Here is an 18,531-nt window from a genome sequence, read left to right as displayed (position 1 = left end):
GGGGGGGCTTTTTTGGGTCGCGGGGGGGGTCGGCGACCCCCCCCGGGGGGGCCCGCCCCCCCCCCCCGGCCCCCCCGGCCCCCCCCCCCGGGGCGGCCCGCCCCCCCCCCCCCGGGGCGCCCCGCCCGACCGGTCCAGCTCGCCCAGGGCACTGTCCAGGGCGAGTTCCAGCAGATCGTGCTTGGTGTCCACGTACCAGTACAGGGACATCGCGGTGACCCCGAGTTCGGCGGCGAGCCGCCGCATGGAGAACCGGGCCAGCCCCTCGGCGTCCAGCAGCCGCACGGTCGCGGCGGTGATCCGGTCCCGGTCGAGCCCGGAGGGTGCCTCACTGCGCCGTCTGGCGCGAACGGCGGGCCGCGCGGCCAGCCACACACTGTCCCGGTCCTTGCCGGGATCGGCCGCGGTCACCACGGAGGCACCCTCCTCACGACAGCTGGTTCAGCCCGGAATGCCCGGTCCGCCCCCTTGATGCTAGGCGGTGGACCGGGCATTCCGGGCAGTTTCAGGACAGTGCGGAGGTGGGCGCCGTGAGGTCGTAGAAGGTGGCTCCGCCGACCGTGGAGGCCTTGAAGTGGGCCTCGATCCAGGTCTGGATGGCGCTGCTGGTGCCCCCGCCGGGCCCGCCCATGCCGCGGGCCGGGGTCCCGGTCTCGCCGGCGCCGGCCCCCGCGGCGCCGCCCGGGCCGCCGCCCTCGCTGCCGCTGCGGCCGATGAACCAGTGGATCTTCCCCGCCTTCACGTACTCCTTGAATTGCGCCAGGGTCGGGGACGGGTCGCTGCCGTTGAAGCCGCCGAGCGCCATCACCGGCTCGCCCGAGGCCAGCTGGTAGCTCGCCGCGTTCTGCGAACCGACGGCCGCCGCCGCCCAGGTGTACTTGTCCGCGTCGGCGCGCAGCGCGGCCTTCGCCTCGGCGCTGGTCTTGGTCCCGCCGAGCAGTCCGCCCATCCCGCCGCCGGGGCCGCCGCCGAACCGCTCGGACCGGGCACTGCCGTTGGGCCGGTTGCCGGCGGGGCCGCCGGGTGCCTGGCCGTTCGGGACCTGACCGTTGCGACCCTGACCGCCCGCCGGGGCCTGGCCGCCCGGGGCGCCGCCCCCCTGGGGCATGCCCTGCGGCGGGGTGCCCTGCTGGGTGTCGCCGCCCGGCATGGCGAAGCCGCGCATCCCGCCCGGTCCGCCGCGGCCGCCCGCGACCGCCGGACCCGCCGTCACGATCGAACCCGTGTGCGCGGTGGTCACCGTGGTCAGGCAGTACGCGAGGGGTCCGGCCAGCGCCACCCCGATGGCGACGGCGGCCACGCCGAGTGCGGAGCGCCGGCCCAGCCGCGCCGCGAAGGGCAGGACGAGGGCCGTGCCGAGTCCGGCGACGAGCACCCCCCAGCGCAGCCAGGACACGTACCCGGCGGAGCGCCCGAGCAGCACGAACGCCCAGTACGCCGTGAGTGCGAGGGTTCCGGCCAGGGTCAGGGACGCGGCCCGGCCGCCCCGCTCCTCCCACAGGACGGCTATGCCCATGCCCACGAGCGCGGCCACGTAGGGGGCCAGGGCGACGGTGTAGTACTCGTGGAAGATGCCCTGCATGTAGCTGAAGACCAGGCCAGTGATCAGCAGGGCGCCGCCCCAGGCGAGGAAGGCCGCGCGGGCCATGCCCTCCAGCGAGTCGGTGGCCCGGCGGGCCCGCCAGGTCACCACGAGGCCCGCGACGAGCAGGATCAGGGCGGCGGGCAGCAGCCAGGAGATCTGGCCGCCGATGTTGGAGGAGAACAGCCGGTCGAAGCCGGTCTCTCCCCAGCTCATGCCCCCGCGACCGCCACCGGCGCGCGCCCCGCCACCGCCGACGCTGCCGGTCTCCTCGCCGTTGATCCGGCCGAGGCCGTTGTAGCCGAGGGTCAGTTCCAGGAAGGAGTTGTTCTGCGAGCCGCCGATGTACGGGCGGGAGGCCGCGGGCCACAGTTCGACGATGGCCACCCACCAGCCGCCGGCCACCACCATCGCGAGCCCCGACAGCAGCAGCTGCCCGAGTCGCCTGCGCAGCCGGGTCGGCGCGCAGACCGCGTAGAGCAGGGCCAGCGGCGGCAGGACGACGAAGGCCTGGAGGGTCTTGGTCAGGAAGGCGAAGCCGACCGCGACCCCGGCCCAGACGAGCCACTTGGTGTGCGCCCCGTCCAGGGCCCGCAGCACGCAGTACACGGTGACCGTCATCAGCAGGGTCAGCAGCGCGTCGGGGTTGTTGAAGCGGAACATCAGGGCGGCGACGGGCGTGAGCGCGAAGACGGTGCCGCTGATCAGCGCGGCCGCCGGACCGAACTGGCGGCGTACGGACGCGTAGAGCACGGCGGTGGTGCCGACGCCCATCAGCGCCTGGGGCACGAGGATCTGCCAGGCACCGAGCCCGAAGAGCCGGACCGACAGCATCATCGGCCACAGGGCGGCCGGGGGCTTGTCCACGGTGATGGAGTTGCCCGCGTCGGAGGAGCCGAAGAAAAAGGCCTTCCAGCTCTGGCTGCCCGCCTGGGCGGCGGCGGAGTAGAAGGAGTTGGCGTAGCCGGAGGCTCCGAGGTCCCACAGCACCAGGACGGCCGTGGCGAACAGCAGGACGGCGAAGGCCGGGCGCTCCCAGCGGGGCCGGGCGGTATCCGTCCGGGACTCCGCCAGGGGCGGTACGGGCGGGTGGAGCGGCAGTGCTGCCGTGGTCATCGCGGGGTGTCCTTCGTGTGGGCGGGAGTGGTGCGCCGGTCGGGGAACACCCAGGCGCGGAAGAGCAGGAAGCGCAGCACGGTGGCGGCGAGGTTGGCGGTGACCAGGACGGCCAGTTCGGTGCTGTGCGCCGGCCGGTCGCCCGCGGCCGCGAGCGCGGCGAGCGAGCCGCTGGTCAGGGCGAGTCCGATGGCGAACACCACCAGCCCCTGGGCCTGGTGACGCACGGCCCGGTCCCGGCCCCGGACACCGAAGGTGAGCCGGCGGTTGGCGGCGGTATTGGCGACGGCGGAGAGCAGGAGCGCGGCCGCGTTGGCGAGCTGGGGCCCGGCGGCGGTCCGGGCGGCGGAGTAGAGCAGCAGGTAGAGCAGGGTGGAGAGAACCCCGACCACGCAGAACCCCAGCAGCTGGCGGGCCAGCCCGCGCGGTACCCCGGGCAGGGCGGTGCGGTCGCGCGGGTCGTCTCCGAAGGGGCGGGCGAGCCGGTCGAGCGGCAGCGCGCCGACGGCCAGCGCCCGGCCCACCCGCCAGACCCCCTTGAGGTCCTCGGCGGCGGTGCGGGCGATGTGGACGGTGGAATCGGGGTCGTCCACCCAGTCCACCGGCACCTCGTGGATCCGCAGTCCGGCCCGCTCGGCGAGGACCAGCAGCTCGGTGTCGAAGAACCAGCCGGAGTCCTCGACCAGCGGCAGCAGCCGCTCGGCGACCTCCCGGCGGATGGCCTTGAACCCGCACTGGGCGTCGCTGAAGCGGGCGGACAACGAGGACCGCAGGAGCAGGTTGTAGGCGCGGGAGATGAACTCCCGCTTCGCTCCCCGGACCACCCGGGAGGAAGGGGCCAGCCGGGTGCCGATGGCGAGGTCGGAGTGGCCAGAGATCAAGGGGGCGACCAGCGGGAGCAGGGCGTTGAGATCGGTGGAGAGGTCCACGTCCATGTACGCGAGCACGGGTGCGTCGGAGTCCCCCCAGACGGTCCGCAGCGCCCGCCCCCGGCCCTTCTCCTCCAGCCGGGTGCTGCGCACCCCGGCGACCGAGGCGGCGAGCTCGGCCGCGACCTCGGGGGTGCGGTCGGTGCTGGCGTTGTCGGCGATGGTGATGCGGAAGGGGTACGGGAAGGTCCGGGTGAGGTGCTCGTGCAGCCTGCGTACGCAGGGCCCGAGGTCCTTCTCCTCGTTGAAGACCGGGATGACCACGTCGAGGACGGGCTCGCCCGGCACGGGTGCGAGGGGCGCCCGCACCGGGAGGGCTCCGGGAGAGGTGTCGATTGCCATGCCCCGACCCTCCCGGCCGGGGCTGTCACCGCTGTGTGCTGACCCTGTGCTCCGTCTGTGAGTCGGGGGCGGTGGTGGTGCCGGGGGCCACGGGGAGGGTGACTTCGAAGCAGGTGTGGCCCGGGGTGCTGCGGACCTCGACCCGGCCGCCGTGGGCAAAGACCACGGCCTGGACGATGGCGAGCCCCAGGCCGGTGGAGCCCGCCGACCGCGAACGGGAGGCGTCGCCGCGGGCGAACCGCTCGAAGACGTGGGGCAGCAGGGCGGGCGGGATGCCGGGGCCGTCGTCCTCGATCCGGAGCCGGATGGCGGATGTTTCACGTGAAACGGTGGAGGGTTCGCCGGTGGATGTTTCACGTGAAACACGGGCCGTGACGGTCGTCCCGGGCGGTGTGTGGGTACGGGCGTTGGCCAGCAGGTTGACCAGGACCTGCTGGATCCGCGCCGGATCGGCGTGCACGGGCGCGGGCTCGTCGGGGAGTTCCAGGCGCCAGTGGTGCTCGGGTCCGGCAGCGCGGGCATCGCTGACGGCGTCCACGACGAGCGGGGCCAGGTCCGTGTCCGCGGTGGACAGCGGGCGGCCCGCATCGAGCCGGGCCAACAGCAGCAGGTCTTCGACCAGCCCGGTCATCCGGGTGGCTTCGGACTCGATCCGGCCCAGGGCGTGCCGGGTGTCGGGACCGGGCTCCTCCCGGCCCCGGCGGGTCAGCTCGGCGTAGCCGCGGATCGAGGCGAGCGGGGTGCGCAGCTCGTGGCTGGCGTCGGCCACGAACTGCCGGACCCGCATCTCGCTCTGCTGGCGGGCGGTGAGCGCGGAGGAGACGTGGCCCAGCATCCGGTTGATGGCCGCGCCGACCTGCCCGACCTCGGTACGGGGATCGGCCTCCGCGTCGGGGACCCGTTCGTGGAGGGCGGGCTCGCCGCTGTGCAGGGGGAGCTCGGAGACCCGGGTGGCGGTGGCGGCGACCCGGCTCAGCGGGCGCAGGGCCACGCCGACCAGGGCCTGCCCCGCGAGGGAAGCGGCGATCAGCCCGGCGAGGGTCACGCAGACCTCTACGGCGATCAGGGTGCTCACGGTGGAGTCGACCTCGGTGAGCGGGAAGCCGAGCACGAGGTTCCCGTCGGGCGCGGCCAGCACCAGGTAGCCGCCGAGGCCGGGCAGGTGCAGTTCCACCGGGCCGGAACGGCCTTGGGCGGCCTTGCGGGCGACCTCCGCGAGAACCGAGATCTGGGCCTCGGTGAGGAGCGGATGGCTGTCCAGCCCGGCCCCTCCGACGGCGGCGCTACGGTCGCTGCGGGCACTGCCGATGACCTTCCCCGAGGGATCGAGGCGGATCCCGACCGTGTTCAGCGGCGAGCCCGGTGCCAGAACCAGGCCGAGGCCGCCCTCCCGGTTGAGCTTGCCCACGTTGGGGCGGATCGCCATCTCCACGGAGACGCGCAGCTGTTCATCCACCTTGTCGACCAGGTACGAGCGCAGCGCGAGGGTGGTGACGGTGCTGATGGCCGCGCCGACGACGGCGATGAGGGCCACCGCCGAAACGACCAGCCGGGTCCGCAGGGACCAGGGCCGACGGCCGGTCCGGCGCGGTCCGCGCCGCCCGAGTCGCCCGAGCTGCCCGAGCTGCCCGAGCTGCCCGAACGGTCCGAACGGTCCACGCAGACGGAGGGCCACTACTCGGCCGGCTTGATCAGGTAGCCGGCGCCGCGCCGGGTGTGGATCATCGGCGGCCGGCCGGTGCCGCTCTCCAGCTTGCGCCGCAGGTAGGAGATGTACAGCTCGACGACGTTGGCCTGGCCGCCGAAGTCGTACGACCACACGCGGTCCAGGATCTGCGCCTTGCTCAGCACCCGGCGCGGGTTGCGCATCAGGTAGCGCAGCAGCTCGAACTCGGTCGCGGTCAGGTGGACTTCCTGCCCGTCCCGGGTCACCTCGTGGCTGTCCTCGTCCAGGCGCAGGTCGCCCACCTCCAGGACCGAGCCGCCGCGCGCGGCCTGCGCCGCGCCGGAGCGGCGCACCAGGCCGCGCAGCCGGGCCACGACCTCTTCCAGGCTGAACGGCTTGGTGACGTAGTCGTCGCCGCCCGCCGTGAGGCCCGCGATCCGGTCCTCGACCGAGTCCTTCGCGGTCAGGAACAGCACCGGTACCTGGGGGATCTCCCGGCGCAGCCGGCCGAGGACGGCCAGCCCGTCCATATCGGGAAGCATGATGTCGAGGAGGACGACGTCCGGCCGGAACTCCCGCGCCGCGCGCACCGCGCTCGCCCCGTCGCCCGCGCTGCGGACCTCGCAGCCCTCGTAGCGCAGGGCCATGGAGAGCAGTTCGGACAGTGCGGCCTCGTCGTCCACGACGAGGACCCGGCACGGGCGGCCGTCGGGCCGGACGAGAGCCGTGGGGTTGCTGGTGGACGTGGACGCGTGGGAGGTGGTCGTCGCAGTCATGCGTACACGCTGGCCGGCGCCTCTGAAAACGTTCTTGCCTGAACCTGTGAATTGCCTGAGAAACCCCTCCCGTGTCTCAGACCAGCCCGAAGAGCCCGGCGCCGTTGTCGTGGCAGACGGCGCGCAGCCAGCCGTCCCCGAGCCCGAGCCGTTCGAGTGCGAAGAGCTGGTGCTCGTAGGGGTAGGGGATGTTCGGGAAGTCGGTGCCCAGCAGGATCCGGTCGCCGAGGTCCGCGAGCCGGCCCCGGTCCTGCGGGGGGAACCCGCTGAACTGCTCGGAGAAGTCGGTGAAGGCCATGGTGGTGTCGAGGCGGACCTCGGCGTACCGGTCGGCGAGGTCGAGGAAGTCGGCGTACTCGGGCATCCCCATGTGCGCGATGACCAGCGGCAGGCGGGGGTGCCGGGCCAGCAGCCGGGCGATCGGCTCGGGTCCGGTGTGCTTGCCCGGAACGGGTCCCGAACCGCAGTGGATCACGATCGGGATCCCCGCCTCGGCCAGCAGTCCCCAGACGGGGTCGAGCCGATCGTCGGTGGGGTCGTAGCCGCCCACCTGGAGGTGCGCCTTGAAGACCCGGGCGCCCGCCTCGACGGCCTGGCGGACGTACTCCGTCACCCCGTCCTCCGGGAAGAAGGTCGCGGTGTGCAGGCAGTCGGGGGTGCGGGCGGCGAAGTCCGCGGACCAGGAGTTGAGCCAGGCGGCCATGGCCGGCTTGTGCGGGTAGAGCATGGCGGTGAAGGCCCGGACCCCGAACTCCCGCAGCAGCGCCACCCGCTGCTCCTCCTCGTGCCGGTAGGTGATGGGCCACTTGACGCCGGTCAGCGGGCCTACCGCGTCGAAGTAGTCCCACACCTTGTCCAGCACCCGCTCGGGCATGAAGTGGGTGTGTACGTCGACCAGTCCGGGCACCCCGAGCCGCTCCCGGAAGGCGCGGACGGCCTCAGCTGTCGTCACGGACAAAACCGTGGCTCCGCTCTACGGTCGCGACGTGCAGGGTGTAGCTCTCGTACCAGTCGGAGCGGCCCTGCTTCATGGCCGCCTGATGCTCCAGGTCCCGGCGCCAGGCGGCGAGGGACTCGTGGTCGCGGAAGTAGCCGACCGTGATGCCGAGTCCGCCGGGGGTGCGCGCCGACTCGTAGCCGAGGAAGCCCGGATTGGCGCTGACCAGCTCGGTCATCCGGTCGAGGGTCTCGGGGTATCCGCTGTCGTCAGCGGTCCGGACGCTGGTGAAAACGCTCATCACATACGGCGGTTCGAACGCCGGTACTGGCTGGATGCTCATGTCCACCACCCTCTGCGGACGAGCCCCGGCATGTCCACCGGAAACCGGAGCCGGAGCCCAAAGGGATCCAAGTTTTGACCTTGGAACCGAAGCCCCGCGAGGGTCGGTCCGGCCCGCTCAGAACAGCCCGTCCTGCTCGGCCGGTACGGCCGGTGAGACCGGCGGGATCCCGGCCACGGGCACATCGGTGGCGCCCCCCTCCCCGGGGGCGGTCAGCTCCCACCCCGCGAGCAGCCGGGTGTCCACGACCAGCCCGTCGGCGAAGTGCAGATCGGGGCCGGCCGCTCCGACGAGCCGCCCGGCGACGGTCCCACCGGCCACCATCTCGGTGACCACCCGGACGGGTGCGGGCAGCCCTTCGATCCCGAACGCCTGCACGTGATCGGTGACTTCGCACTCCATCCGCTCCAACGACTCCGGCCATCCGTCCAGCGCGGCGGCGCGCGCGTGCAGCGCGGCGACCTCCGCCGCCCGCTCGGGACCCGGCGGCAGGTGGCCCCGGACGGCCCGCTTGCGGGCGTAGGCGATCCGGTCGGGCACCCCGAGGGCGGCCCGCAGCAGTTCCTCCGTGCGCCGGGTGGCCATCAGCGGTCCGCGTCCCAGCCAGGACCAGGTCACCGCCCCCTGCTCCAGCAGCCGGGCGGACCCGCGCTCCTCGGCGGTGATGCCGACCTTGACCAGGCCCGGCCCGAACCAGGCGAGGTACACCCGGTACGTGCGCGGATCGGCGACGTTGGTGTCGGCGGCCACCGAGAACGACCGGTCCAGCCGGGCGCACTCGGGGCACTGCGCGTTCCCGGCCGGGCCGGGCACGGTCCGCGCCGTCGGGCACGGCGTCCGCCGCCCGGCCCGCCGGACGCCGAGGCACCGCCGCTCACCGCGCGCCGCGAAGGCGAGCGGCTGCCCGTACGCGAGGGGACTGCTCCGCTCCCCCCGCCCAGGCCCCGGCCCGGGCCTGTACCAGCCGATGGCGGGCCGGCCGTCGATCCACCGGATTCCGGTGCACCACCAGGTCACAGCGGGAGCGGCCGCTCGAAGAAGGTCTCCAGGACAACGGTGGCCTGTGTCCCGCTCACTCCCTCTATGGCGTAGAGGCGGCGCAGAACGTCCTGCAGCTGATCGGTGGTTCCCGTTCGGACCTTGACCATGAGGGAGGCGCTGCCCGCGATGATGTGCGCCTCCTGGATCTCGGCGATGGCCTCGAAGGCGGCCCGCGAGTCACCCATCCAGGCGGTGGAGTCGACCATCACGTAGGCGAGCACCCCGCTTCCGACCGCCGCCGGATCCACCTCGACCGTCGTCCGCCGGATGACACCCTGCTCCCGCAGTTTGCGGACCCGCTCATGGGCCGCCGCGGCGGAGAGGCCCACGGCCTGGCCCAGCGCGGCGTAGGACTGGGTGGCCTCCTGCTGGAGCTGTGCCAGCAGGTCTCGATCGATGTGATCCACGACTCTCCATTCGAACTGCCCTTGCCTAAACCATATCTGATCTTCCAATCTTCGTTCCAAGCCGAACCACATTCGGCATCAAGGGGGATAGACAGAATGGCCAGTAAGCGCGCCGCTCTGTACGAGATGTTCGACGACCGCTTCCGTACCGGGCGGTGCATGAACGGTGATGACGACCTGGAGGTGCTGTACACCGGCTGCCGCTGGGCCGAAGGACCGGTCTACCTGCCCGCCTGGCGGCAGTTGATCTGGAGCGACATCCCCAATGACCGGATGCTGCGCTGGGACGAGGAGACCGGTGCCGTCAGCGTCTTCCGCCGCTCCGCCGGACACACCAACGGCAACACCCTCGACCGCGAGGCCCGGCTGATCACCTGCGAGCAGGGCAACCGCCGAGTCACCCGGACCGAGCACGACGGCACGGTCACCGTGCTGGCCGACCGCTGGCAGGGCAAGCGGCTGAACAGCCCGAACGACGCGGCCGTCAGATCCGACGGCTCCATTTGGTTCTCCGACCCGGACTTCGGCATCAACAGCGACTACGAGGGCCACCGCGCGCAGAGCGAGATCGGCTCCAACAACGTCTACCGCATCGATCCCGCCACCGGCGAAGTCCGGCTGGTCGCCGGCTGCTTCGGCGCCCCGAACGGCCTCGTCTTCTCGAACGACGAGACCCGGCTGTTCGTCTCCGACACCCGGGCGGGTGTCATCCGGGTCTTCGACGTGCGCGATGACGGCACCCTGTCGGACGGCGAGATCTTCGCCCAGGCCTCGGACCGCGAGGCAGCGCGCTTCGACAACCTCCGCTTCGACGACGGCGGCCGGCTCTGGGTGGCCGCGATGGACGACGGAGTGCACTGCTACGACCCCGACGGCACTCTGATCGGGCGGCTCAACGTCCCCGAGACGGTCGCCAACATCACCTGGGGCGGCGCCAAGCGCAACCGCCTCTTCATCACCGCGGAGACCAGCCTCTACTCGGTGGTCATGGCCGTCACCGGCACCCACCCGACCGGACCGGGCCGCAGACCCTGGCTGGACCCGGAAACCCGGTGAGCTCCTGGTGACGCCGGCGACAGGCCTCCCCCGCGCGGCGCAGCGCGCGGGCCGGGCCTACCGGGCGACGAACTGCGTCAGGATCGCCTGGACCTCGTAGATGTCGACGCCCTTGGTGAAGGTCTTGGATATCGGCGCCGAGCTGCCGGAGAGCCATATCTTCAGCTCCGCGTCCAGGTCGAAGTGGCCTGCGGTCTCCACCGAGAAGTGCGTGATGCTCCGGTACGGGATCGAGTGGTACTCCACCTTCTTCCCCGTGAGCCCCTGCTTGTCGATGAGCACGAGCCGCCGGTCGGTGAACAGGATCGTGTCGCGGATCAGCAAATACGCCGCGTGCACCTGCTCCCCCTGCCCCAGCAGCCGCGCGTACTCGCGGTGCGCCGACGCCGGGTCCACAGCGTGCGCATTCCCGAACAGTCCCATGAGAGTCCCCCCGCTTGCCTGGTGAATCGATCTCCAAGAACCGTATCCGGGTCCCGCACGAGCCCGCGTCCCCCGCCAGAGCCATCTCACCCCGTAGCTCTCCCGAGCCAGCCCTCATCCGCAAGGAGGAGGGAAACGCAAGAGGCCCCCCGGTGAACCGGGGGGCCTCTTGGGCTGTGCACTCGGCAGGATTCGAACCTGCAACCTTCTGATCCGTAGTCAGATGCTCTATCCGTTAAGCTACGAGTGCTTGGCTGGCCGGGGTTTTGTGCCCCGTTGGCCTTGCGAGAACAACAATACATGGACCTCGCCGGGACGCGAAATCCATTAGCTCCACCCACCCTGACCTGCGGAAACAGGCTGGAAGAAGATCATCCGCTTGGATGCGTGACGCGCCCTGGCCGGGCCCGAACGCCCCGCGTCGGCCCCCGATCCGGGCACCGGACCCGAACACCGCGCCCGGACCCCGAAAACACCGAAGCCCCGGTCCGCAAGGACCGGGGCTTCGTAAAGTGCGGAGGCGGAGGGATTTGAACCCTCGATGGGGGGTAAGCCCCAAACCGCATTAGCAGTGCGGCGCCATAGACCGGACTAGGCGACGCCTCCAGCACACCCCCGCGTACGAAGGTGCGTGCAGATGATGACACAGGCCAGGGGCCCGTCACCAATCCGGTCCCACGGTACAAGGAGGGCGGCCCGGAGGGCAAAGCCTTAAGCCCTCTTCGTGTGCCCTCTTCGTGTGCCTTCTCCGGGCACCTTCTCCGTGTGCCTTCTCCGGGCGGAACGTCGGGGCCCGCCCGTCGTTGGTCAGCCGTACGACGTACGGACGACCTGGAGTGCCCCATGCTGCGTCTCGCCGCTTTCGCCGTCACCTCCGCCCTGGCCGCCGCGGCGGCGGGCCCCCTACCCCCGCTGCCACCCCTCGGGCGGCTGCTGGCGACCCCGGACCGGCTCACCATCGCCGTCTCCGCCACCGGCAACCCCCGGGCCGACGGCCAGTACCGGCTGGAGTGCAACCCGGTCGGCGGAAACCACCCCCAGGCCGAAGAGGCCTGCGCCCGTCTCGAAATCCTCTCCCGCGAGGGGAGGGATCCCTTCGCGGGAGAGGCCAAACGGCAGCTCTGCACCATGCAGAACGGCGGCCCCGCCACCGCCCGGATCACCGGAACCTGGCACGGCCACAAAGTGGACTCCGAGTTCCGGCGGACGGACGGATGCGAGATCAGCCGTTGGAACGAGTTGGAACCTGTGCTTCCGCGTGGGCGTTCCTGACCTGGGAGGATGTGGCGGTCACGCGGGATCCACCGCACATCCGCCCTTTCACCGGGGGCCCGTGCCCTTAGACTCCTCCCGTGACATGCCGGTAGTTGTGGTCAGGGAGGAAGCTCGTCGTGAGCAGCAGGCCATCCCGAGGCGCTGCTCGCCTCGCAGCAATACTCGACGCTCTTCCGGACGCGCTGTTGCTCGTCAACGCCAACGGCACGGTCGTCAACGCGAATTCGATCGCACTTGAGGTCATGGAGAGCCCCGGTACCGGGCTCGTCGGCCGCGGCGTGCTCGATCTCCTGCCCGAGTTCGACTCCAAGCTGATCCCCGGCTCCATGCGCCGGCCCGGCGAGGACGAAGGCGGCCGGGCCCGCCCGAAGCGGATGGTCGCGCGCCGCACCGACGGCAGCGAGTTCCCCGTGGAGGTCACCGCCGCCCATCTCGACGGCCGCGACGCCTACCGCGAGCCGCAGCCCTCGTACACGGGCGACGAACTGCTGATGCTCGTCGTACGGGACCTTTCGCAGACGGTGGACACCGAGGCCGAGCTGGCCCGCTCCCAGCGCCAGACCGAGATGATCCTGCGGGCCGCCGCCGAGGGCGTCGTCGGCACGGACACCGACGGACGGGTCGTCCTGGTCAATCCGGCCGCCGCCCAGATCCTCGGCTACCGCGCCACCGACCTCGGCAACCGCGAGCTGCACGGGCTGGTCCAGCACTCGCGCGCCGACGGCTCGCCGTTCCCCTTCGAGGAGTCCCCGCTCGCCGACACGCTGCGCAGCGGGCGCAAGCACCGGGTTCGCGGCCAGGTGCTGTGGAACAAGACCGGCCAGCCGGTCGCCGTGGACCTGACCACCTCGCCCGTACGGGACGGGGAGCAGCTCGTCGGCGCCGTCATGACCTTCACCGACCGGCGCTCCTACGACGCGCTGGCCGCCCGCCACGCCCAGTTGCTGGCCGTCCTCGGCGACTCCCTGCGCGGTCCCCTGGAGGAACTGCGCGGGGAGCTGGCCACGCTGGCCGCCGACGACGCGGGACAGCTGTGGCCCGAGGCCAACCAGCTGCTGCACCACCTGGCCGCCGGCTACTCCCGGATGACCACGCTGGTCGACAACGTGCTCGGCTTCCAGCGCCTCGATGCGGGCACTGACAGGCTCGCCAAGAAGAAGGTGCTGATCGACGGGGTCGTCGCGGCCGGCGTCGAGGGCGCCACCGAGCTGATCGGCCCCGGGCGGGCCCAGTTCGCCGTGCACGCCCCGACCATCGAGGCCGAGGTGGACGCGGAGCGGATCGCGACCGCCCTCGCGCACCTGATCGCGGACGTCGCCGGGGTGGACGCCACCGGCAAGACCCGCCAGGGCAGCGGCTACATGGACTCGACGATCGTCGTGGCCGCCGCGCAGCGCGGCGAGGTCGTACGGATCGAGGTGCGCGGCCCGTACGAGGGCGGCAACCCGGTGCACGAGCCGGTCGTACGGGGCATCGTGGCCGCGCACGGCGGTGTGCTGCAGACGGTGGAGGTGCCGGGCGCGCCCGGCGGGGCGTACGTGCTGGAGCTGCCGCTGGGCGCAGGAGCCGGGATGGTCACCCTGCCCGAGCCGGCGGAGCCCGCCGCGGAGGAGCCCGGGGCCGAGGGCGGCCCCGCCAAGATCTCCGGCGGCCGCCGGGGCCGGCGCGGAGTGGACTCCTTCCTCGACGATGCCGATTCCGACGCCGCCACGGGCACGGGCCCGGCTACGCGTCCGGACGCCGCCGGAGACCGGCCGAAGGCCGCGGATCAGGCAGCCGGTGGCGGGGGCGCTCTCGCGCTGCCGTCCGGGCGACGCCGGGGCGGCGAGGCCCGGCCGGGCGGCGGCGGTCCCGCGGAGCTCGCGCAGTCCCCGGTGAACCCGGCGGGCCTGGGAGGTGCCGGAAGCGGCACCGGAGGCGACACCGGGACCGGGCGGCGCCGCGGCCAGAACGGCGACGGCGGCACCGGCGACGGCGGCCCCGGGCAGCCCGTACCCCCGCAGGGCACCTCCGTGCCCGCGCTCCCGCCCATGCCGGTGGGCCCCATGCCGGTGCCCCCGGTTCCGCTGGCCCCCGTCCCGCTGACCGAGCATCCCGCCGGACGGCGGCGTGCCCTAGGCCCGGCGGGGCCGCAGCAGCCCAGTGGTCCGGTGCCGGCGACCGGGCTCCGCCCGACGCCAGTGCCCTCGGCATCGCCGGCCTCCCCGGTCCCCCCGGCCTCCGCGCGGCCCATCGCCCCCGAGGGCGGTTTCGCGCTGCCCGCCGGCCCGTCCGCGGCCCCGGCCCCGCAGGCCCCGCAGGCCCCCGCCATGGCCGGCTCCCGCCCCGCTCCCGTCGAGGCCGACGCCGAAGCCCTGGGCGGGCGCCGTGGACGCCGGGTGCTGGGTGCGCCCCTCGCCGAGCCCGCGGCCCCCGCCGGGCAGCCGGACGCGGACGCGCAGGGCCCCGTAGACCCCGAGACGCATCCGACCGGGCGGCGGCGTGCGCTGCCGGCCACCCCGGCCTGGCCGGTGCCCGCGGCCCGTACCGCCCCCGAGGACGAGGCCGAGGCCGGGCAGATCGCCGTGCCCGGAGCCCGTCAGCCGCAGGACACCCCGGCGGAGGCCGCCGGAATGCCGATCAGCGTCCGCGCGCTGGGCACCCTCGGCGGCCAGGGCCTCTCGACCGACACGAACGGCTCCGGCCGCCGGCGCCGCCTCGCGGAGCCCGCGCCCCAGGGCCGTGCCTTCGCCATAGGAGCCCCCGAGGCGGGCTCCGACGAGGGCCCCGAGCCGCTGGACGGCCCCGGTGGCGCCGTAGAGGTGGTCAACCGGCCCGTGCCGCGTCCCGTGGACGACGAGCTGCCGCCCGAGCCGCTGGACAACCCGCGCCGGCTCCTCGTCTGGCCCGCTCCCGACGTGCAGACGCAGCAGGCGCTCAGCGACCGCGGCTACCGTCCGGTGATCGTGCACTCCCGCGAAGAGGTGGACGCGCAGATCGCCGCGTTCCCCGCCGCACTGTTCGTGGACCCGCTGACCGGGCCGATCACCCGGACCGCCCTCCAGTCGCTGCGCCAGGCCGCGGTGGCCGCCGAGGTTCCCGTACTGGTCACGGCCGGGCTGGGGCACGCCACGCGCGAGGCCGCGTACGGCGCCGATCCGGCCGTGCTGCTCAAGGCGCTCGCGCCCCGCGACAGTGAGCAGCACCCCTCCCGGGTTCTGCTCATCGAGGAGCACGACGAGATCGCGACCGCGCTGACCGCCGCCCTGGAGCGGCGCGGCATGCAGGTCGCGCGGGCGGACGCCGATACGGACGCGGTGGAACTGGCCACGCGCATGCGGCCCAACCTGGTGGTGATGGACCTGATGCAGGTACGCCGCCGCCGGGCCGGGATCGTGGACTGGCTGCGCGCCAACGGGCAGCTGAACCGCACCCCGCTGGTCGTCTACACGGCCACCGGGATCGACCCGGCCGAACTGCCGCGGCTGGCCTCGGGCGAGAGCGTGCTGTTCCTCGCCGAGCGGTCCACCACGGCCGATGTGCAGGGCCGCATCGTGGACTTGCTGGCCAAGATCGGCACCAACTAGTCATCCTGGCCGCATGGCCATCACCGACACGAGCGAGCAGACCGTCCCCGCCGACAACGGGGAGGTCAGCCTGCTCATCGCCCGGCAGGTCGACCCGGGCCACGAGGAGGACTTCGAGGCCTGGGCCCACGGGATCCTGGAGACGGCCGCGTCCTTCCCCGACCACCTCGGGTACGGGCTGTTCCGCCCGGCCGTGGAGGGCGGGCCCTGGTTCCTGGTGCACCGGTTCCGCAACCAGGCGGCCTTCCAGCGGTGGCAGGACTCCGCCGAGCGGGCCGCGTGGTTCTCGAACTGCCTGGGACACCACCACACCGAAATAGCCCGGCGCGAACTGCACGGCATGGAGACCTGGTTCGCGAAGCCGGGCACGGCCCGTCCCGCGCCGCCGCGCTGGAAGATGGCGATCAGCTCGGGGCTGGCCATCTTCCCGATCTCGCTCGCGGGCAACGCGGTGCTCGGGCCGTTGCTGGTGGATCTGCCCATGGTGCTGCGGACGGCCGCCTTCACCGTCGTCTTCAGCTCCCTGATGACCTACGTGGCCATGCCCGCCGTCAGCAAGCTGCTGCGGCCATGGCTCACGCGGGGTCAGTAGACCCCCCAGCCCCCCGGCCTCCCCGGCCGGTGGCGGGCAGGGCTCAGTCGAGCTTGGTGACGTCGAGATCGCCGTCCGCGTACTGCTTGCGGATCACCTTCTTGTCGAACTTGCCCACGCTCGTCTTCGGCACCGCCGCGATGATCGACCAGCGTTCCGGCAGCTGCCACTTGGCGATCGACTGGCCGAGGAAGGCGCGCAGGCCCGCGTAGTCCACGGTGGCGCCCTCCTTCAGGACCACGGTGGCCAGCGGACGCTCGCCCCATTTGTCGTCGGGTACGGCGACGACCGCGGCCTCGGCGACCTCCGGGTGCGCCATCAGCGCGTTCTCCAGTTCCACGCTGGAGATCCACTCGCCGCCGGACTTGATGACGTCCTTGGCCCGGTCGGTCAGGGTGAGGTAGCCGTCGGAGCTGATCACGCCGACGTCGCCCGTCTTGAGCCAGCCGTCCGCACTGAACTTGTCCTCGGGACGGATGGGTTCGCCGGACGCACCACCGAAGTAGGAGTCCGCGATCCAGTTGCCGCGGACCTCCAGCTCGCCCGCCGACTCTCCGTCCCAGGGCAGGAAGTCACCGCCGGGACCCACCAGGCGTGCCTCGACGCCCGCCGGGAAGCGGCCCTGGGTGACCCGGTACGGCCACTCCTCCTCGGCGGTCAGACCCGCCGGCGGGTGGGCCATGGTGCCCAGCGGGGAGGTCTCGGTCATGCCCCAGGCGTGGCAGAGGCGGACGCCGAGCTTGTCGTAGGCCTCCATCAGGGAGGGCGGGCAGGCCGCGCCGCCGATGGTGACCTGCTTCATCGAGGTCAGGTCGCGCGGGTTGGCGGTGACCTCGGCGAGCAGCCCCTGCCAGATGGTGGGGACGGCCGCGGCGTGCGTGGGCTTCTCCCGCTCGATCATCTCGGCGAGCGGAGCCGGCTGCAGGAAGCGGTCCGGCATCAGCATGTTGATGCCGGTCATGAAGGTGGCGTGCGGCAGGCCCCAGGCGTTGACGTGGAACTGCGGAACCACGATGAGGGTGGTGTCCCGGTCGTTCAGTCCCATCGACTCGGCCATGTTGACCTGCATCGAGTGCAGGTAGATCGATCGGTGCGAGTAGACGACGCCCTTGGGGTCTCCGGTGGTGCCGGAGGTGTAGCACATGGCCGCGGCCTGGCGCTCGTCCAGCTCGGGCCAGGCGTAGGTGTCCGGGCGGCCCGCCAGGAGCTCCTCGTACTCGTGCACGCGCACGTCGAGGCCCTCCAGCACGGAGCGGTCGCCGACACCCGTGACGACGACGTGCTCGACGGTCGGCAGGTGCGGCAGGAGCGGGGCGAGCAGCGGCAGCAGGGTGCCGTTGACCAGGACGACCCGGTCGACTGCGTGGTTGACGATGAAGACCAGCTGCTCGGGAGGGAGCCGCAGGTTCAGTGTGTGCAGGACGGCCCCCATCGAGGGGATCGCGAAGTACGCCTCCACGTGCTCGGCGTTGTTCCACATGAGGGTCGCGACGCGGTCGTCCTGCTGGACTCCGAGCTCATCTCGCAGGGCATTGGCCAGGCGGGTGGCGCGGATTCCGATCTCGGCGAAGCTGCGGCGATGCGGCTCGGCCTCCCCTGTCCAGGTCGTGACCTGGGACTTCCCGTGGATCGTCATCCCGTGCTGGAGTATGCGGGTGACGAGGAGTGGTACGTCCTGCATCGTGCTCAGCAAAGCGTCCTCCCGGTGAGCGCTGCGGCGCTACGGCGGCTACGGATGCTGCCGATTCTGCGCACGTACCGGTCGGCATGTCACTACCCAGCGGTAGAACACGCCCGATGTTTCACGTGAAACAACGCGCGGACGGGTGAGTGTTTCACGTGAAACATCGGCCGCCTCAGCGGACCGGGGTCAGTTCCGGGTCCTCGCGGAGCTTGCCCAGCGCCCGGGAGACGGCGCTCTTGACCGTGCCGACGGAGACCCCGAGGAGCTCGGCGGTCTGGGCCTCGCTCATGTCCTCGTAGTACCGCAGGACGACCATCGCCCGCTGCCGGTCGGGCAGCCGGGTCACCGCGCGCCACATCGCGTCGCGCAGTGCCTGTACCTCGGCGGGGTCGGCGGCCGGCTGCCCCTCGGGCTCGGGGAGCTCGTCACAGACGAACTCGTCCACCTTGCGCTTGCGCCACTGACTGGTCCGGGTGTTGACCAGGGCCCGGCGGACGTAGCCGTCCAGGGCCCGGTGGTCCTCGATGCGGTCCCAGGCGACGTACGTCTTGGCGAGCGCGGTCTGGAGCAGGTCCTCGGCGTCGCAGGGGTTCGCGGTGAGCGAGCGCGCGGTCCGCATCAGGACCGTGCCGCGGGTCCGGACGTACGCCGAGAACGACGGGTACGGCGTCGGATTCGAGGCGAGCGTGCACACAGGCGTGGTCATGGCTCCACGCTAGGAGCGGGAGCGCTTTTCGGAATCGGCCGCAAGTGCCGAAGACGGGTCCGCCTCAGGTTGTAGGGGCGGGGGTCACCT

Annotated in this window: 16 protein-coding genes and 2 tRNA genes; 4 read left to right on the top strand and 14 right to left on the bottom strand. The window is 72.5% G+C overall.

The genetic code is table 11. The annotated features are described in order from the left end of the window. The 9 genes from ACFXDJ_RS01020 to ACFXDJ_RS00980 all read right to left on the bottom strand — a co-directional run. The coding region (locus tag ACFXDJ_RS01020; RefSeq protein WP_384847473.1) for a TetR/AcrR family transcriptional regulator at window positions 1–414 on the bottom strand (414 nt) is incomplete at its 3' end. Window positions 415–505: 91 nt separating this feature from the next. Continuing rightward, entirely contained in the window at window positions 506–2,698 is a 2,193-nt protein-coding gene (locus ACFXDJ_RS01015) for an ArnT family glycosyltransferase (protein ID WP_384651239.1), read from the bottom strand. Then, window positions 2,695–3,969 (bottom strand): glycosyltransferase, encoded by a 1,275-nt coding sequence (locus ACFXDJ_RS01010; protein WP_384651241.1) that lies wholly within the window; start codon window positions 3,967–3,969, stop codon window positions 2,695–2,697. The genes ACFXDJ_RS01015 and ACFXDJ_RS01010 overlap by 4 nt, the downstream gene beginning before the upstream one ends. A gap of 25 nt (window positions 3,970–3,994) precedes the next feature. Further along, entirely contained in the window at window positions 3,995–5,530 is a 1,536-nt protein-coding gene (locus ACFXDJ_RS01005) for a sensor histidine kinase (RefSeq protein ID WP_384651299.1), read from the bottom strand. Window positions 5,531–5,643: 113 nt separating this feature from the next. Next, a complete protein-coding gene (locus ACFXDJ_RS01000) occupies window positions 5,644–6,411 on the bottom strand; it encodes a response regulator transcription factor (RefSeq protein WP_384651243.1) in 768 nt (255 codons plus the stop codon). A 76-nt stretch (window positions 6,412–6,487) separates the two neighbouring features. Next, entirely contained in the window at window positions 6,488–7,369 is an 882-nt protein-coding gene (locus ACFXDJ_RS00995) for an amidohydrolase family protein (RefSeq protein WP_384651245.1), read from the bottom strand. Next, complete coding sequence (locus tag ACFXDJ_RS00990) at window positions 7,350–7,691, bottom strand: antibiotic biosynthesis monooxygenase family protein (protein WP_384651247.1); 342 nt, start codon at window positions 7,689–7,691, stop codon at window positions 7,350–7,352. Before ACFXDJ_RS00990 ends, ACFXDJ_RS00995 begins: the two co-directional genes overlap by 20 nt. 117 nt (window positions 7,692–7,808) lie before the next feature. After that, a complete protein-coding gene (locus ACFXDJ_RS00985; protein ID WP_384651249.1) occupies window positions 7,809–8,708 on the bottom strand; it encodes a DUF2797 domain-containing protein in 900 nt (299 codons plus the stop codon). Continuing rightward, window positions 8,705–9,139 carry an Lrp/AsnC family transcriptional regulator gene (locus tag ACFXDJ_RS00980; protein ID WP_384651251.1) on the bottom strand — a complete coding sequence of 145 codons (435 nt, stop codon included), beginning with the start codon at window positions 9,137–9,139 and terminating at the stop codon, window positions 8,705–8,707. Before ACFXDJ_RS00980 ends, ACFXDJ_RS00985 begins: the two co-directional genes overlap by 4 nt. 96 nt (window positions 9,140–9,235) lie before the next feature. Between ACFXDJ_RS00980 and ACFXDJ_RS00975 the strand changes: the two genes are divergently transcribed. After that, the gene (locus ACFXDJ_RS00975; RefSeq protein WP_384651253.1) at window positions 9,236–10,195 is read left to right on the top strand and encodes an SMP-30/gluconolactonase/LRE family protein; all 960 of its coding nucleotides are present in this window, start codon (window positions 9,236–9,238) and stop codon (window positions 10,193–10,195) included. 57 nt (window positions 10,196–10,252) lie between these two features. Here the strand turns inward: ACFXDJ_RS00975 and ACFXDJ_RS00970 are convergent, their stop codons facing one another. The 3 genes from ACFXDJ_RS00970 to ACFXDJ_RS00960 form a co-directional block, all read right to left on the bottom strand. Next, a complete protein-coding gene (locus ACFXDJ_RS00970; protein ID WP_330297344.1) occupies window positions 10,253–10,618 on the bottom strand; it encodes a PH domain-containing protein in 366 nt (121 codons plus the stop codon). A gap of 177 nt (window positions 10,619–10,795) precedes the next feature. Beyond that, window positions 10,796–10,868: transfer RNA gene (locus ACFXDJ_RS00965), tRNA-Arg, on the bottom strand. 265 nt (window positions 10,869–11,133) lie between these two features. Further along, window positions 11,134–11,224 (bottom strand) — tRNA-Ser (locus ACFXDJ_RS00960). A 237-nt stretch (window positions 11,225–11,461) separates the two neighbouring features. Between ACFXDJ_RS00960 and ACFXDJ_RS00955 the strand changes: the two genes are divergently transcribed. From ACFXDJ_RS00955 to ACFXDJ_RS00945, 3 genes are all read left to right on the top strand, one after another. After that, complete coding sequence (locus tag ACFXDJ_RS00955) at window positions 11,462–11,890, top strand: SSI family serine proteinase inhibitor (RefSeq protein ID WP_384651255.1); 429 nt, start codon at window positions 11,462–11,464, stop codon at window positions 11,888–11,890. Between the two features lie 119 nt (window positions 11,891–12,009). Continuing rightward, the gene (locus tag ACFXDJ_RS00950; protein WP_384651257.1) at window positions 12,010–15,459 is read left to right on the top strand and encodes a PAS domain-containing protein; all 3,450 of its coding nucleotides are present in this window, start codon (window positions 12,010–12,012) and stop codon (window positions 15,457–15,459) included. A 13-nt stretch (window positions 15,460–15,472) separates the two neighbouring features. Further along, window positions 15,473–16,051, top strand: a complete 579-nt coding sequence (locus ACFXDJ_RS00945) for an antibiotic biosynthesis monooxygenase (protein ID WP_384651259.1) — start codon at window positions 15,473–15,475, stop codon at window positions 16,049–16,051. A 43-nt stretch (window positions 16,052–16,094) separates the two neighbouring features. On the opposite strand, the gene ACFXDJ_RS00940 is transcribed toward ACFXDJ_RS00945, so the two are convergent. After that, on the bottom strand, window positions 16,095–17,744 hold the full coding sequence (locus ACFXDJ_RS00940) for a long-chain fatty acid--CoA ligase (protein WP_384651261.1): 1,650 nt from the start codon (window positions 17,742–17,744) through the stop codon (window positions 16,095–16,097). A gap of 163 nt (window positions 17,745–17,907) precedes the next feature. Then, window positions 17,908–18,441: a SigE family RNA polymerase sigma factor gene (locus ACFXDJ_RS00935; RefSeq protein WP_384651263.1), complete on the bottom strand. Its 534-nt coding sequence runs from the start codon at window positions 18,439–18,441 to the stop codon at window positions 17,908–17,910. Between the last annotated feature and the right edge of the window lie 90 nt (window positions 18,442–18,531).

The organism is Streptomyces sp. NPDC059443, from assembly GCF_042750105.1.
Taxonomy (GTDB): domain Bacteria; phylum Actinomycetota; class Actinomycetes; order Streptomycetales; family Streptomycetaceae; genus Streptomyces.
The sequence above is the reverse complement of the archived record's forward strand: the minus strand, read 5'-3'. Positions and strand labels throughout refer to the sequence as shown.

Coding starts and splice junctions, on each gene's coding strand:
- ACFXDJ_RS00970 (WP_330297344.1), bottom strand. CDS start 10,618: ATGGGACTGTTCGGGAATGCGCACGCTGTGGACCCGGCGTCGGCGCAC.
- ACFXDJ_RS01010 (WP_384651241.1), bottom strand. CDS start 3,969: ATGGCAATCGACACCTCTCCCGGAGCCCTCCCGGTGCGGGCGCCCCTC.
- ACFXDJ_RS00990 (WP_384651247.1), bottom strand. CDS start 7,691: ATGAGCATCCAGCCAGTACCGGCGTTCGAACCGCCGTATGTGATGAGC.
- ACFXDJ_RS01000 (WP_384651243.1), bottom strand. CDS start 6,411: ATGACTGCGACGACCACCTCCCACGCGTCCACGTCCACCAGCAACCCC.
- ACFXDJ_RS00975 (WP_384651253.1), top strand. CDS start 9,236: ATGGCCAGTAAGCGCGCCGCTCTGTACGAGATGTTCGACGACCGCTTC.
- ACFXDJ_RS00945 (WP_384651259.1), top strand. CDS start 15,473: ATGGCCATCACCGACACGAGCGAGCAGACCGTCCCCGCCGACAACGGG.
- ACFXDJ_RS00955 (WP_384651255.1), top strand. CDS start 11,462: ATGCTGCGTCTCGCCGCTTTCGCCGTCACCTCCGCCCTGGCCGCCGCG.
- ACFXDJ_RS01015 (WP_384651239.1), bottom strand. CDS start 2,698: ATGACCACGGCAGCACTGCCGCTCCACCCGCCCGTACCGCCCCTGGCG.
- ACFXDJ_RS00935 (WP_384651263.1), bottom strand. CDS start 18,441: ATGACCACGCCTGTGTGCACGCTCGCCTCGAATCCGACGCCGTACCCG.